The organism is Hymenobacter sp. 5317J-9 (assembly GCF_022921075.1).
Classification (GTDB): Bacteria; Bacteroidota; Bacteroidia; order Cytophagales; family Hymenobacteraceae; genus Hymenobacter.
The window spans coordinates 3,551,822-3,565,893 of record NZ_CP095050.1; the positions used below are offsets into that span (position 1 = coordinate 3,551,822).

Annotated in this window: 11 protein-coding genes; 5 read left to right on the forward strand and 6 right to left on the reverse strand. The window is 64.1% G+C overall.

Features of this window, described 5'->3' with window-relative positions; translation table 11 throughout:
• Window positions 1-93 precede the first annotated feature (93 nt).
• Window positions 94-2,373, reverse strand: coding sequence for an aconitate hydratase (locus MUN81_RS15020; RefSeq protein WP_245111672.1), 2,280 nt, complete (start codon window positions 2,371-2,373; stop codon window positions 94-96).
• A gap of 231 nt (window positions 2,374-2,604) precedes the next feature.
• Here MUN81_RS15020 and MUN81_RS15025 point away from each other — a divergent pair, with 231 nt between their 5' ends.
• On the forward strand, window positions 2,605-3,924 hold the full coding sequence (locus MUN81_RS15025) for a TlpA disulfide reductase family protein (protein ID WP_245111674.1): 1,320 nt from the start codon (window positions 2,605-2,607) through the stop codon (window positions 3,922-3,924).
• 259 nt (window positions 3,925-4,183) lie between these two features.
• The gene (locus tag MUN81_RS15030) at window positions 4,184-5,095 is read left to right on the forward strand and encodes a universal stress protein (RefSeq protein WP_245111675.1); all 912 of its coding nucleotides are present in this window, start codon (window positions 4,184-4,186) and stop codon (window positions 5,093-5,095) included.
• Window positions 5,096-5,271: 176 nt separating this feature from the next.
• On the opposite strand, the gene MUN81_RS15035 is transcribed toward MUN81_RS15030, so the two are convergent.
• Window positions 5,272-5,427, reverse strand: coding sequence for a cytochrome P450 (locus tag MUN81_RS15035; protein WP_245111677.1), 156 nt, complete (start codon window positions 5,425-5,427; stop codon window positions 5,272-5,274).
• Complete coding sequence (locus MUN81_RS15040; RefSeq protein WP_245111678.1) at window positions 5,394-6,674, reverse strand: cytochrome P450; 1,281 nt, start codon at window positions 6,672-6,674, stop codon at window positions 5,394-5,396. Before MUN81_RS15040 ends, MUN81_RS15035 begins: the two co-directional genes overlap by 34 nt.
• Before the next feature lie 147 nt (window positions 6,675-6,821).
• Between MUN81_RS15040 and MUN81_RS15045 the strand changes: the two genes are divergently transcribed.
• Window positions 6,822-7,118 (forward strand): hypothetical protein, encoded by a 297-nt coding sequence (locus tag MUN81_RS15045; protein ID WP_245111680.1) that lies wholly within the window; start codon window positions 6,822-6,824, stop codon window positions 7,116-7,118.
• Window positions 7,119-7,300: 182 nt separating this feature from the next.
• Here MUN81_RS15045 and MUN81_RS15050 read toward each other — a convergent pair whose 3' ends face one another.
• Window positions 7,301-8,308, reverse strand: a complete 1,008-nt coding sequence (locus MUN81_RS15050) for a polyprenyl synthetase family protein (protein WP_245111682.1) — start codon at window positions 8,306-8,308, stop codon at window positions 7,301-7,303.
• Window positions 8,309-8,530: 222 nt separating this feature from the next.
• Between MUN81_RS15050 and MUN81_RS15055 the strand changes: the two genes are divergently transcribed.
• Both MUN81_RS15055 and folK read left to right on the forward strand, forming a co-directional pair.
• Entirely contained in the window at window positions 8,531-9,388 is an 858-nt protein-coding gene (locus tag MUN81_RS15055) for a dienelactone hydrolase family protein (RefSeq protein ID WP_245111683.1), read from the forward strand.
• On the forward strand, window positions 9,385-9,879 hold the full coding sequence (gene folK / locus MUN81_RS15060; RefSeq protein ID WP_245111685.1) for a 2-amino-4-hydroxy-6-hydroxymethyldihydropteridine diphosphokinase: 495 nt from the start codon (window positions 9,385-9,387) through the stop codon (window positions 9,877-9,879). Before MUN81_RS15055 ends, folK begins: the two co-directional genes overlap by 4 nt.
• Window positions 9,880-9,975: 96 nt before the next feature.
• Here the strand turns inward: folK and fabD are convergent, their stop codons facing one another.
• Both fabD and MUN81_RS15070 read right to left on the reverse strand, forming a co-directional pair.
• A complete protein-coding gene (gene fabD, locus MUN81_RS15065; protein ID WP_245117403.1) occupies window positions 9,976-10,806 on the reverse strand; it encodes an ACP S-malonyltransferase in 831 nt (276 codons plus the stop codon).
• The gene (locus MUN81_RS15070) at window positions 10,730-13,963 is read right to left on the reverse strand and encodes a gliding motility-associated C-terminal domain-containing protein (protein ID WP_245111687.1); all 3,234 of its coding nucleotides are present in this window, start codon (window positions 13,961-13,963) and stop codon (window positions 10,730-10,732) included. The genes fabD and MUN81_RS15070 overlap by 77 nt, the downstream gene beginning before the upstream one ends.
• Between the last annotated feature and the right edge of the window lie 109 nt (window positions 13,964-14,072).

Sequence of the window (14,072 nt, forward strand, 5' to 3'; positions counted from 1 at the left end):
GTGCGCAAAGCTCCACAAATTCAGCACATCACAAAACAGCCGCCCCGGTTTCCCGAGGCGGCCGTTGTTACCTAAGCGGCTGGCTGACGGTAATTACACCGTCTGGCCGGCTTCGCGCATGCGAATCAGGTTCAGAGCCGAGCCGGCCTTAAACCACTCAATTTGGCCCTCGTTGTAGGTGTGGTTGAGGGTGATGAGGTCGGTATCGCCGTCGGCGTGGTGCAGGCGGGCCTGCAGGGGCTGGCCTTCGCGGAAGGTGGTCAGGCCGAGGATGTCGATGGTGTCGCCTTCCTCAATCAGGTCGTAGTCGGCCTTGTTGGCGAAGGTGAGGCCGAGCATGCCCTGCTTCTTCAGGTTGGTTTCGTGGATGCGGGCGAAGCTCTTCACAATCACGGCGCGCACGCCAAGGTGGCGGGGCTCCATGGCGGCGTGCTCGCGCGAGGAGCCTTCGCCGTAGTTCTCATCGCCAATCACCACGGTGCCGATGCCCATGCTCTTGTAGGAGCGGGCCGACTGCGGCACGGTCATGTAGTCGTCGCCCTGCACGGCGAAGTTGCGCACCTTGTTGGCCTCGCCGTTGAAGGCATTGGTGGCCCCGATGAGCATGTTGTTGGAGATGTTGTCCAAGTGGCCGCGGTATTTCAACCAGGGGCCGGCCATCGAAATGTGGTCGGTGGTGCACTTGCCTTGGGCCTTGATGAGCAGGCGCAGGCCTTTCAGGTCCACGCCCTCCCAGGGCTTGAAAGGCTCGAGCAGTTCGAGGCGGTCGGAGCTGGGGCTCACCAGCACCTGCACGCCGCTGCCATCGGCGGCGGGCGCCTGGAAGCCGGCGTCCTGCACGGCGAAGCCTTGCGGGGGCATTTCCACGCCGCGGGGCTCGTCGAGCTTCACGGGGCCGTTGGCGCCCTGCAGGGTGTCGGTAAGGGGGTTGAAAGTCAAATCACCGGCGATGGCGAAGGCCGTCACGATTTCGGGCGAGGCCACGAAGGCGTGGGTGTTGGGGTTGCCGTCGTTGCGCTTGGCGAAGTTGCGGTTGAAGCTCGTGATGATGGAGTTCTTGCGCTTGGGGTCGTCGGTGTGGCGGGCCCACTGGCCGATGCACGGGCCGCAGGCGTTGGCCAGCACCACACCGCCCATCTGCGAGAACGTGTCGAGGAGGCCGTCGCGGGCCACGGTGTAGCGCACCAGCTCCGAGCCGGGCGTGATGGTGAACTCGGCGTTTACGGTCAGGCCCTTCTCCACGGCCTGCGCGGCAATGCTGGCGGCGCGGGTGATGTCCTCGTACGAGGAGTTGGTGCACGAGCCGATGAGGCCCACTTCCAGCTTGGCGGGCCAGTTGTGCTCCTTCACGGCAGCGGCAAACTGCGAGATGGGCCAGGCGGCGTCCGGCGTGAACGGGCCGTTCACGTAGGGCTCCAGCGTGTTCAGGTCGATTTCGATGAGCTGGTCGAAGTACTTCTCGGGCTGGGTGTACACCTCGTCGTCGGCGCGCAGGTGCTGGCGCACGGCGGCGGCGGCTTCGGCAATCTCGGCACGGCCGGTGCCGCGCAGGTAGTCGCCCATCTTCTCGTCGTAGGCAAACACCGACGTGGTGGCGCCAATCTCAGCGCCCATGTTGCAGATGGTGCCTTTGCCGGTGGCCGAGAGGCTTTCGGCGCCCTCGCCGAAGTACTCCACGATGGCGCCGGTGCCGCCCTTCACGGTCAGGATGCCGGCCACGCGCAGAATCACGTCTTTGGCCGAGGTCCAGCCGTTCATCTTGCCGGTCAGCTTCACGCCGATGACTTTCGGGAACTTCAATTCCCAGGCCATGCCGGCCATTACGTCCACGGCGTCGGCACCGCCCACGCCGATGGCCACCATGCCCAGGCCGCCCGCGTTGGGGGTGTGCGAGTCGGTGCCAATCATCATGCCGCCGGGGAAGGCGTAGTTTTCGAGCACCACTTGGTGGATGATGCCGGCGCCGGGCTTCCAGAAACCGATGCCGTATTTGTTGGAAACCGAGGCCAGGAAGTCGTACACTTCCTTGTTTTCGGCGTTGGCTTCGGCCAGGTCGGCCGTGGCGCCGTCTTTGGCCTGGATGAGGTGGTCGCAGTGCACGGTGGAGGGCACGGCGGCCGTGGTCTTACCGGCCTGCATGAACTGGAGCAGGGCCATCTGGGCGGTGGCGTCCTGCATGGCCACGCGGTCGGGGGCGAAATCGACGTAGGAAACGCCGCGCTCGTAAGCCTGCTTTACTTCGCCACCGTAGAGGTGAGCGTAGAGGATTTTCTCGGTAAGGGTGAGGGGGCGCGCCACGGCGGCGCGGGCTGCCTCAATGCGAGAACCCATGCCGGCGTACACCGCGCGAATCATTTCCAGGTCGAAAGCCATAGGATACTTAGGTAAAAGAGTGGTGGTGCAAATGTAGTACCCGCACGAAGTAGGACCTAGCCCCAACGCGGGGTTGCCCCGTTTGAAGGAGTAAACGTCGGTTTGGTAGGTGACGTTCGGGTGAGTTTTTGGAGCGGAGGCGCAACGGGCCGTTCCGAAGCGGCCGCCACCGACGCAACCTAAGCGGGCAGGGCGCGGTTGTGTAGCTTCCGTTTGCATTTTTGCCCCATCATGAAATCAACCTCTCTTTCCCTGCTGGCTGCGGCCGCACTGGGCCTCAGCTTCACCGGCTGCTCTTCCGATACTAAATCCACCTCGTCTGAAGCGGCCGGCGGCGCGGCCCCGGTGCTCACGCCCGGCCCTTGGCGCGGGGCGCTGGCCACCCAGGGCCAGGAAATCCCCTTCTTATTCGAAGTAAAAACCGAAGCCGGCAAGCCGGTGGTCTACCTTATCAACCAGGGCCTGAACGGCGAGGAGCGTCTGCGCTGCGAGGAAATCACCTCGGCCGGCGACTCCACCACCATCCGCATGCACGCCTTCGACGCCGCGCTGGTGGTGCGCGCCGATGGCAACAAAAAACTGAAAGGCACTTGGGTGAAGTACGACACCAAAGACCCGTACCGCGTGCCCATGACGGCCACAGCGGGCGCCCAGGAGCTCTTTCCGGCTGCCCAATCGACGGAGAAGGCCGGCAATTTTGCCGGCACCTGGCGGGCCACCTTCCACGACGGCGACGACAGCTACCCGGCCACGGGCATTTTTGCCCAGCAGGGCGGCAAGCTGACCGGCACCTTCCTCACCACCACCGGCGACTACCGCTACCTCAGCGGCCAGGTGAGCGGGCAGGACTTGCGCCTGAGCACCTTCGACGGCAGCCACGCCTTCCTGTTTACGGCCCACAACGGGCCGAAGGAGCCCATTGACATCACCAAGGAATACGCGCCCAATACGCTCATCGGCGACTTTTACTCCGGCAAGGCCGGCCACGAAACCTGGAGCGCCGTGCCCGACCCCAAGGCCAAACTGCCCGATGCCGACACCCTCGCCTACCTCAAAAAGGGCGAAAGCCGGCTGAATTTCAAGTTCCCCAACGTCATCGAAGGCGGAAGCATCTCCCCCACCGACCCCAAGTACCGCGGCAAAGTGGTGGTGCTGCAAATTCTGGGCTCGTGGTGCCCCAACTGCATGGACGAGACCAACTTCCTGGCGCCCTGGTACGAGAAGAACAAGCAGCGCGGCGTCGAAATCATCGGTCTGGGCTACGAGCGCAGCGGCGACTACAAGGTATCGGCGGCCAAACTGCGCAACATGCGCGAGCGGTTCAAAATCGGGTACGACGTGGCGTTTGCGGGCGTGTCCAACAAGGATTCGGTGGCGCGGTCGCTGCCGCAGCTGGCCAAGTTCCTGGCCTTCCCCACCACCATTTTCCTGGATAAGAAGGGCAACGTGCGCAAGATTCACACGGGCTTTTCCGGCCCCGGCACGGGCAAATATTATCAGGAAGAAATTGCCGGGTTTGAGCAGACGGTGGATAAGCTGCTAAAGGAGTAGGAGTTGCCCCCCTGTATAACGGTCATGCTGAGCGGAGTCGAAGCATCTCTACTGCTGTGACACTCCTTTCATAGGGATTAGTTGCGCGGGAGAGATGCTCCGACTCCGCTCAGCATGACCGTTTTTTCACCGTGCGCGAGCAGCCCTACGGACTTGACTTTCAAGTTTTAAATAGCTATATTAGGTAACATTCATCGGGGACAAGCGCTGGCTACGCAGCCGCACAGCCCCGGCGGATGAGACCTAATTTTTTTCAGCCATGAAAAACCTGCTGGTGCCCACCGATTTCTCGCCCGAAGCCCACCACGCCTACGAGGTGGCCTTGCAGCTGGCCCGCCACACCGGCGGCTCCGTGACGCTGCTCCACGTGCTCGAAGACCTCGACGAAGCCAGCGGCGGCATCAGCACGCTGGGCGGCAGCCTGGGCGGGCCGGGCATCGAGGCCATTTACCCCATCAAGCTCATGGAAGCCACCAAGCGCCGCCTGCTGGCGCTGATGGCCGAGGCGGCTCCGCTGGCCGGCAACGTGCCGGTGCGTGAGGTCATCAAAACCGGGCCCATCGGCGCGGGCATTCTGAAAGCCGTGGAGCGCCACCACATCGACCTGGTGGTGATGGGCGCGCGGGGCCACGGCGCCATGGAGCACTTTTTCGTGAGCTCGAACACCGAGCGCATGATTCGGCTGGCGCCCTGCCCGGTGCTGTCGGTGAAGCACCGGCAGGTACCGTATGCAGTGCGCACCATGGTGTTTCCGTCCGATTTTTCGGCCGAAGCCGCGCAGGCCATCGAGCCGCTGCACGAGGCGCTGGCGGCTTTCCCGGAGGCCAAGCTGCACCTGCTGCACGTGCTCGGCGACCGCGACGCTTTCGCGGCCCGGCAGCGCATGGAGGCCTTTGCCCAGCTTGCGCAGCTGCCCCCCTGCGAGATGAGCGAGGTGAACGCCAGCCGCACCGCCACGGGCATCGAGCAATACGCCGAGCAGGTGAAGGCCGACCTAGTGGTTATTCCCACCCACGCCCGCTCCGGGCTCAGCAGCTTCTTCCACACCAGCATTGCCGAGGCCGTGGCCACGCACGCCTTCCCGCCGGTGCTCACCTACCACTTCCGCAGCGTGGAGCCCGCCGCTGAGCCTAGCCTCGCCGCCGAATACGCCTATCCCATGTTTGTGTAAGTTGCTGAATTTAGCTGTCATCCTGAGCAAAGCGAAGGACCTTCTCACGCCAGCACAAAAGATGCAAACGTGAGAAGGTCCTTCGCTTTGCTCAGGATGACAGGCGGTTTGATTACTGCTGCACGCGAGATGCCTCGACTGCGCTCGGCATGACTAGTCCACACCGGAGGCCTACGTCAGCGCAGCCGCAGCCGCACCCGGAAATCGCCTTTGGGCCGCAGGGTAACGAGCGGCTGCATAGTCACGGGCGGCTGCCCGTCCACCCATTCCAGCTCGAACAGCCGCAGCAGCTCCAGCGTCACGAGCTGCATTTCGGTGAGGGCGAATTGCATGCCGATGCACAGGCGCGGCCCGCCCCGAAGGGCACGAAGGCGTTGGCCTGCACCGGCCGCGCCTGGCCGGGCGCGAAGCGGCTGGGGCGAAAATGTTCGGGTTCGGGCCAGTACTTGGGGTCGTGGTGCAGGCCGTGGAAGTAAAGCGAAAACAACGTGCCTTTCGGAATACGCAGGCCCTGGTACTCGTCGTCGGCCAGGGCCACGCGGTCCACCATCCAGGCGGGCGGGTAGCGGCGCATGGTTTCCTGCACGGCATATAGAGCCTGGCCCAGGCGCGGCAGGTCTTCGAAAGCAGGCGTGCGGCCGGCCAGCACGGCCTCGGCCTCGGCGCGGATGGCCACGGCCTCGGCGGGGTGGTGGGCCAGCAGGTAGCTGAGCCAGGTGAGGGCGTTGGCGCTGGTTTCGTGGCCGGCCACGAGCAGAATGAGGGCCTCGTCGAGTACGCGGTCGGGCGTCATGGGCTCGCAGGTGTCTTCGTAGCGCACGTCGAGCAGCATTTGCAGCAGGTCGTCGGGCGGGGTGGCGCCGGGCTGGGCGTTGGCCTGCTGGCGCTGGGCAATGAGGCGGCCTAGCAGGGTGCGCATCTCAGCAGCCAGCGCGTCGTGATACGTGAACCGGCCCCGCAGCTGAAACCAAGGCTTGAGGTAGGGCTGCCGAATGGAGCGCACAAAAAATGCCTGAATCTCGGTGATGAGACGGGCCAGGCGGTCAAGCTCCGCTTCCGGGAAATTGGTGCTGAACACCGAGCGCGCGATGATGCGGAAAGTCAGGCGCGTCATCAGCTCGTGCACTTCCACGGTGGTGGCGCCGCCTGCCTGCCGGGCCCGTGCCACCAGCGGGGCAAACGTTTCAGCCGTGATTTCCTGCATCAGCCCGGTGAGGCCGGCCACGCGCTGCCGATGAAAGCCGGGCTGAATGAGCCGGCGCTGCCGCAGCCAGTCGGGCCCGTCGTTGGTGAGCAGGCCGTGGCCGATGTAGCGCGAAAAGCCCTGCGTAAACTTCGATTTGGCGTAGTTGCGGTGGTTTTTCTGCAGGATGTGCTGCGTCAGGCCGGGGTCGCGGGTGAGGATGCTTTTCTCCACGCCGCCGATGTACAGCTCCACGGTGTCGCCGAAGCGCGCCAGCACCGCATCCAGCACGGGCAACGGGTCTTTGGCCAGGGCAAACGAGCGCAGCAGGGAGCGCCAGCGCGGCACCCGCGGCAGCTGAAACGCGGGAGCGGCGGCTTGTTCGGAGGCTTCCATTGTCATGTTTTTGAAGCCCGCAACGCGCCGGCCACTCAAAAATACCACCCGCCAGTGGCCACTTCATACTTTTTCGGTCCGGCCGCGTAAACCTCCACCGGGTTCCGGCCCACCTCTTTCTTTTCTTTCTCCCAACACCCGTTCTCTATGTGGATTCAGCAAAACCCCAGCACGCCCGCCCCGCTCGCCGATTTGCAGGGCCGCGCCGTCGGCCTCAAGTTTGAGTGCCAGCACTGCAACACCGAAGTCTTTACCGACCTCATCGGCGTGCCCGCCCCCAACGACCAGGCCGACTCGCCCGAGCACGCCGAAAACCACGAAATCGAGGAAATCAAATGCCCCGGCTGCGAGATTACCCACCAGCTGGAAGTCGACAGCACCTTCGACGGCGTGATGTTTAAAGTGAGCGACGCGAAACAGGTGAGCTACCAGGTAGCGGAGTAAAGCCCTGGAAATTTGTCATTGCGAGCGCAGCGCGGCAATCCTTCCTGTTCTCAGCGACTAGCTTCCTAATGTGAAAAGCCCCGGCTCTGCGCAGAGCCGGGGCTTTTTATTGGCTTGTCACGTCTCAGGGCTGGTCGCTCAGAGAGGACGGATTGCTTCGCTGCGCTCGCAATGACGGCTTTTTACTTCTCGCGCTCAATCGTGTAGTTAATCAGCTCCTCCAGCGACGTGCGGCTCGGCGATTCCGGGAAGGTGTGCAGGATGGCCAGCGCGTCGTCACGGTACCGCTTCATCGTGTTCACGGCATAATCCAACCCGCCCGACTTCTTCACGAACTCAATCACCTGCTGCACCCGGTCGCGGTGGCCTTCGTTGTTTTTCACATTGAAGATGACTTTGCGCTTTTCCAGCCAGGAGGCGTGCTGCAGGGCATAAATGAGCGGCAGCGTCATCTTTTTTTCTTTAATGTCGATGCCCACCGGCTTGCCGATTTCGGCGGTGCCGTAGTCGAACAAGTCGTCTTTAATCTGAAAGGCAATGCCCACCTTTTCGCCGAATAAGCGGGCCCGCTCAATGGCTTCCTTGTCGGCCCCCACCGAGGCCGCGCCCACGGCCGTACAGGAGGCAATGAGCGAGGCGGTTTTCTGCCGGATGATGTCGAAATACACCTCTTCGGTGATGTCCAGCTTGCGGGCTTTCTCGATTTGCAGCAGCTCGCCTTCGCTCAGCTCGCGCACGGCGTTGCTCACGATTTTGAGCAGGTCGTAGTCGTCGTTTTGCAGGGCCAGCAGCAGGCCACGCGAGAGCAGGTAGTCGCCCACCAGCACGGCAATCTTGTTCTTCCACAGCGCATTGATGGAGAAGAAGCCGCGGCGGTAGTTGCTTTCGTCCACCACGTCGTCGTGTACCAGCGTGGCGGTGTGCAGCAGCTCAATCAGGGCCGCGCCGCGAAAGGACGCGTCGGGCAGCGGGTCGCCGGTGTTGGGCTCGGGGCGGGCGGCGCGGGCCGTGAGAAACACGAACATGGGCCTAATCTGCTTGCCCTTGCGCTTCACAATGTAGCCCATTATCTTGTCGAGCAGCAGCACCTTGGTGCGCATCGACTGGCGGAACTTGTGCTCAAACTCTTCCATTTCGGCCGCAATGGGCGCCTGAATCTGGTCGAGGGAGAAAGTGGGTTGTTGGGGCATTTCGGCAACAATGATACGGCAGACGGGGTGGATTTGTGGGTTGGCGGGGATACGGGGCATTGAGCCCAAAGAAAGAACGTCATGCAGAGCGCAGCGAAGCCTCTTGCCTCCAGTAAGTAGCTTAACCGCCAAACCAAAGGATTAGTGGTGGCGGGCAAGATGCTGCGCTCTGCATGACGTTCTTTCACCATTTTGCCATCTCCCCTGCCCTACCTTCGTTTTATGCCCACTCACGCCTCTTTTTTGCTTACCGGCACCGGCCACGGCCGTCCTTTCGAGGCCGATGTTACTTTCCGGCCCGACGGCCAGCCGAAGCCGGTCGTACTGTTTGTGCACGGTTTCAAGGGGTTCAAGGACTGGGGACACTTTCCGCTGCTGGCTGATTTCTTCGCCGAGCGGGGCTTTGTATTCGTGAAGCTCAACCTGTCGCACAACGGCATCGTGGTGGGCGGCACCGGCGATTTGGAGGATTTGGAAGCCTTCGGCCGGAATAATTTCAGCATCGAGCTCGACGACATTGGGCAGGTCATCGACGCGTTGTTTGCGGGAGAGACGCCCGTGCCGGCCACTGAAATGAACCTGAACCGCCTGGGCTTGGTGGGCCACAGCCGCGGCGGCGGTCTGGTGCTGCTCAAAGCCGCCGAAGACCCGCGCGTGCGGGCCGTGGCCACCTGGGCCGCCATCGCCGAAGTACACCCGCACTGGCCCCAGGCCATTTTCGACGAGTGGCAGCGCACCGGCATCCTGCACGTGCCCAACACGCGCACCGGCCAGCAGCTGCCCATGCACTACCAGATTGTGGAAGACTACCACCGAAACCGCCCGCGCCTCGATATCGCCCACAACGTGCGCCGCAAGCTGCGCCAGCCGCTGCTGCTGGTGCACGGCGATGAGGACGAAACCGTGAACGTGTCCGCCGCCCATTCCCTGCACCAGCTCCGGCCCGACGCCGAGCTGCTGCTCGTGCCCGGCGCCATGCACATGTTTGGCGGAGCGCACCCCTGGCCGCACCAGCAACTGCCCGAGCCGGCCCGGTTGGTGGCCGAGAAAACCGCTGAGTTTTTCCTGCGCGCCACGTGAGCGCCGCCGTCACCGCCTACCTCCTGCTCGGCAGCAACCTCGGCGACCGGGCCGCGCTGTTGGCCACCGCCCGCGAGCAGCTAGCCGCCTCGGCTGGGGAAATAGTGGCAGCTTCGGCCCTGTATGAAACTGCCGCCTGGGGCCGCGAAGACCAGCCGGCATTCCTCAACCAAGCTCTAGCCCTACGCACCGCCCTGCCGGCGCAGGAACTGCTAGCGCTTTGCCTGGCCACGGAGCAACGCGCCGGCCGCCAACGACTGGAGCGCTGGGGTAGCCGCACGCTCGACGTGGACATTCTGCTCTACGGCCACGAAATCATCGACGCGCCGGCGCTGACGGTGCCGCACCCGCGCCTGGCCGAGCGGCGCTTTGCGCTGGTGCCGCTGGCCGAAATAGGCGGCGCGGTGCTGCATCCGGTGCTGGGGTTGAGCGTGGCTGAGCTGCTAGAGAATTGCCCGGACCCGCTGCCGGTGCACCGGCTGGAAATGTAGAGGCGGGGCTTGCCCCCGCCCGGTAATTGAACAAAACCAGAACAGGCTGTCCAACGACCGGGCGGGGGCGAACCCCGCCCCCACTTGTTCTGCAACTTAACCAATCGTGGCGGTGGGCACAATCTTCTTCACCAGGCCCTGCAGCACTTTACCGGGGCCGCACTCGATGAATTCGGTGGCGCCGTCGGCGGCCATGCGCTGCACCAGCTGCGTCCAGCGCACGGGGGCCGTGAGCTGGGCCAGCAGGTTGGCTTTGATTTCGGCCGGGTCGGTGTGCGGCAGGGCGTCCACGTTTTGGTACACGGGGCACTTGGCCGCGTGGAAAGTGGTTTTTTCGATGGCCTCGGCCAGGGCGGCGGCGGCGCTTTGCATGAGGGGCGAGTGGAAGGCGCCGCCCACGGGCAGCGGCAGGGCGCGCTTGGCGCCGGCGGCCTTCAGGGCTTCGCAGGCCTTGGCCACGCCTTCGGCCGAGCCGGAAATGACGAGCTGGCCGGGGCAGTTGTAGTTGGCGGCCACTACCACGTGGCCGCCATCGGTGATTTCCTGACAAATGCGCTCCACCACGGTATCGTCGAGGCCCAGAATGGCGGCCATGGTGCCGGGCTGCTCTTCGCAGGCGGCTTGCATGGCCTGGGCCCGGCGGGCCACCAGCGGCAGGGCATCTTCAAACCTGAGCACGCCGGCCGCCACCAGGGCCGAGAATTCGCCCAGCGAGTGGCCGGCCGTCATGCCGGGCTGCAGCTCGGGGCGGGCCACAAACTGGGCCACCGAATGCACAAAAATGGCGGGTTGGGTGACATCGGTGCGGCGCAGGTCCTCATCGGAGCCCGTGAACATGATGTCGGTGAGGCTAAACCCGAGAATGTCGTTGGCTTGGGTGAGCAGGGCGCGGGCGTCGAGGCTTTGGTCGAACAAGTCGCGGGCCATGCCCGGAAACTGGCTGCCTTGGCCAGGAAATACGATGGCGGAAGTCGAGCTCATGGATAGTGCTGAAGGAGGGAAAATGAATTGGGGGCGCAAGCTGCACAAAAACCCGCATTGCCCCAAAAAAACGGAGCGGGCCCTGGGGTCCGCTCCGAATGCTGTGGCGCCACGCGCCGCCCGCCGCGCCGGCTAGGTCGTTACCGCACAATCTCCACCCAGCCCTTGTAGGTACGCTTGGTGCTGGCCGCGTCGGCAAACTCCACCTCGGCCAGGTAGTAGTAGATACCATCGGCGGTTTTGCCATCCTTGCCCCCGAAACGTCGCCGCTAATGGGCCCGCCGCCGTCCCAGTTGATGAGGACGGGGTCGTCGGCCGTGGTCGTGTTCTCGAAGACCTTGCGCCCCCAGCGGTTGAAGGCCTGGAAGTGCACCCGGCGCACGGGCGAGTTGCTGCGGGGCCGGAACACGGCGTTCTGCGCGTCGCCGTTGGGGGTGAAGATGTTGGGCAGCGAGAAGAACAGGCAGTTGTCCTGGCAGGCCACGTTGCTCGTGTCGCTCACCGCGCCCCCCACGCCCACCGCCTGCACCGCGTAGCACCCGCCGGAGTTGGGCAGGTTGCCGTGGGTGAAGCTCGTTTGCGCGGTGGTGCCGATGAGCGCAAAGGCGCCCGAAGTGCCCGGCCGGTAGTACACGCGGTAGCTGGCAATGGCCGCGTCGCAGCCGGCCGGGGTGTTGCCCAGGGTCCAGCGCAGGGCGTTGGTATAGGTCTGGCTGCCCGAAGTCGGGGGCAGCGCCGCCAAGCTGTCGCAGTTGGTGGCTTTCAGGCTTAGCACGGGCGTGCAGGGCGGCGCAATCAGCTGGCGGCATTGCTCCTGGCTTTTGTTAAGCAGCGAGTTGAGGAAGCCAGTGAGCGTGTAGCGGCCTTCGGTCTGCACGTAGTAGCAGTAGGTCTGACCTTTCACCAGCGCGGGGTCGCTGTCGAGGTAGCTACCGCCGCTCAGGCCCGTGGGAGCCGTGGCCACTTGCACGTAGGTTGGGCTGCCCGTCAGCTTACGGTAGATTTTGACCGGCCGGGCCGTGTTGTCCCAGGGCACGTTCTGCGTCCAGCGCACCGAATAGGCCGTGGGCGGGTTGTTGGGCACCACCGTGACGCGCACGCTGCTGGCCGGCGCGCTGGTTTCGGTAATGGCGGGCTGGCCGTTGGGGAAGGTGCGCACAAACTCCAGCCGGTAGCTATACTGTAGGTCCAGCGTATTGAGGTTGGTGTCGACGAACGACGTGTCGTTCAGCGAAGTGAAGGTGCGCACCGGCGTGAAAGTCGTCGGCGCCAGCCCCACCCCGCGCGACAGCACGAAGCTGGGCGTACCCGCAAACGACGCGCCGGTGGCCGGCCGCGGCTGCGTCCAGCGCACGGCAATCTGGCCCGCGGTGGCACTGGTGGTTTCCACGTCCACGTTTTTCAGTTGGGCAGCACGCCCGGCAAAGGTCACGCAGGCCTCGTCCGAGGCCAGGCTGGCGCCGCCGGCGGGCAGCGGGAAGTCGGCGTAGAGGCGGTAGCAGTACGTTACGCCCCGGTCAAGACCGCGCCCACCGTTGTCGTCGGTAAACGTGATGGCGCCCGGCGAAACGGTGCCGATGCGCACGTAGCCCGACGAAGCCGGAATGCCCGTTTCGCAGGTGCCCGGCGCAGGCCCTGGCCCTACTTTGCGGTATATGTACATGTTGGCCGCATTGGTGCACGTGTACTGGCTCCACACCAGCACGGTGCTGTTGAGGCCGCCACTGGTCACGGCGGCCTGGGCCTGCACATTGCGCGGCGGCGACCCCACCACCCGAATGCTCCACACCTGCTCGTCAATCAGGGGCTGGTTGGAGGGCGTGGGCGCGCCAGGCGGTGTGTCCTGGGCCTTGAATACCACCAAGTAAGGCTGCTGGGCCACATTGTTGCAGCTGGTGCTCCAAGTGAAGGTGCCGCTGGCCTGCGGCGGGCCACTCGCGGTTTGGAAGAATGTAGCCGGCGGCTTGATGCCGGAGAAGGCAAACAGCGAAATGGGCGTGGGCGCGGCGCTGGTGCCCGACGAGCCATCCACGGCCGTCACGGTGCCGGTCACGGTTTGGCCGGCCACCACGCACAGGTCGGGCGGCAGTGTCAGAATGGGTCGCAGGTTGTTGGTATTGATGACCACAATCTGCATGTCGCGCACCACCTCCCCTATCTTACGCCAGCCCAACGGCGTGCGGCGCAGCTCTTCCACCCGGAAAGCGAAGTTGTAGGTGCCGGCCTGCACGGGCGCGTTCCAGGTAATCTGGCCCGGACTGGCCCTCCGGTTACTTATTTCAAAAATGGCGGGCACGTTGGGCACCTGCCCGGCCGGTATCCCATTGTAGGGCACCTGGTACGGCACGGTTGGCTGTGTGATGATGGGGTCGTTGGGGTAGCGAAAGTTCGGCACGTCGCTCACCTGCGGGTTGTTGTTGCCGGTGGCATTGGCGCAGGGCGGCGCCACAATCGCATCGGCCAGCAGCGTGGACTTCTGGCTGGGCTGCAGCGTGTACACCAACGAGTCGCCGTCGGCGTCGTACGCGCCGGGGTTGTGCACAAATACCTGGCCCACGGCGGCTTTGTCTACGGCCGGCGAAGTCAGAATCGGGGTGCGGTTGGCGGCGTAAACCGGCGCAATTTCAATGGTGGTGCTGATGTAGAACGACTGATTGCTAGAGGCAGTCATGTTCAATACCCCCGCCACCCGGTTTTCCCCCACGTACTTGATGGTGTATTGGCCAGCCGCAGGGAAAGTGTGCTCAAACAGATAAATGTTGTAGCTCGTGTCCGAAAGGCCCGGCAGGGGCCGCCGGCCGCCCACCCGGTCAACGCCCTTGTAGCAGCTGGATGTCCCATCGCCGAAGAAGATGGTGACCTGGTTTTCGTCCACCACGGCACTGGGATTGCTCAGGTTTTCCGTGGTGTAAAGCACCATCTTGAAAAAGATGCGGCGCGGGTTGCGCCCCGCCGTGGTGTCCACCTTGGCTTGAATGTCGCCGGCCCGGATGTGGCTGGCGCGAGCCAGTTCGGGCCGCGCCAGCTGCCCGGCCACGGCCAGCAACAGCAGAAGCGCCCAACGGGTACCGACGCTCAATCGAAAGAGGAAAAATGATTGCATATCAATGCCAGCAAGTGAAGCGCGGCCCGGCCCTGCGGCGGCCCCGAAAAACGGAAAGTAACGAACTAACTCAGCGCCCGGCGCCAGGTTTCGGCAAAGTAGGGCTTCC

Coding starts and splice junctions, on each gene's coding strand:
- MUN81_RS15020 (WP_245111672.1), bottom strand. CDS start 2,373: ATGGCTTTCGACCTGGAAATGATTCGCGCGGTGTACGCCGGCATGGGT.
- MUN81_RS15025 (WP_245111674.1), top strand. CDS start 2,605: ATGAAATCAACCTCTCTTTCCCTGCTGGCTGCGGCCGCACTGGGCCTC.
- MUN81_RS15030 (WP_245111675.1), top strand. CDS start 4,184: ATGAAAAACCTGCTGGTGCCCACCGATTTCTCGCCCGAAGCCCACCAC.
- MUN81_RS15035 (WP_245111677.1), bottom strand. CDS start 5,427: ATGCAATTCGCCCTCACCGAAATGCAGCTCGTGACGCTGGAGCTGCTG.
- MUN81_RS15040 (WP_245111678.1), bottom strand. CDS start 6,674: ATGGAAGCCTCCGAACAAGCCGCCGCTCCCGCGTTTCAGCTGCCGCGG.
- MUN81_RS15045 (WP_245111680.1), top strand. CDS start 6,822: ATGTGGATTCAGCAAAACCCCAGCACGCCCGCCCCGCTCGCCGATTTG.
- MUN81_RS15050 (WP_245111682.1), bottom strand. CDS start 8,308: ATGCCCCAACAACCCACTTTCTCCCTCGACCAGATTCAGGCGCCCATT.
- MUN81_RS15055 (WP_245111683.1), top strand. CDS start 8,531: ATGCCCACTCACGCCTCTTTTTTGCTTACCGGCACCGGCCACGGCCGT.
- fabD (WP_245117403.1), bottom strand. CDS start 10,806: ATGGCCCGCGACTTGTTCGACCAAAGCCTCGACGCCCGCGCCCTGCTC.
- MUN81_RS15070 (WP_245111687.1), bottom strand. CDS start 13,963: ATGCAATCATTTTTCCTCTTTCGATTGAGCGTCGGTACCCGTTGGGCG.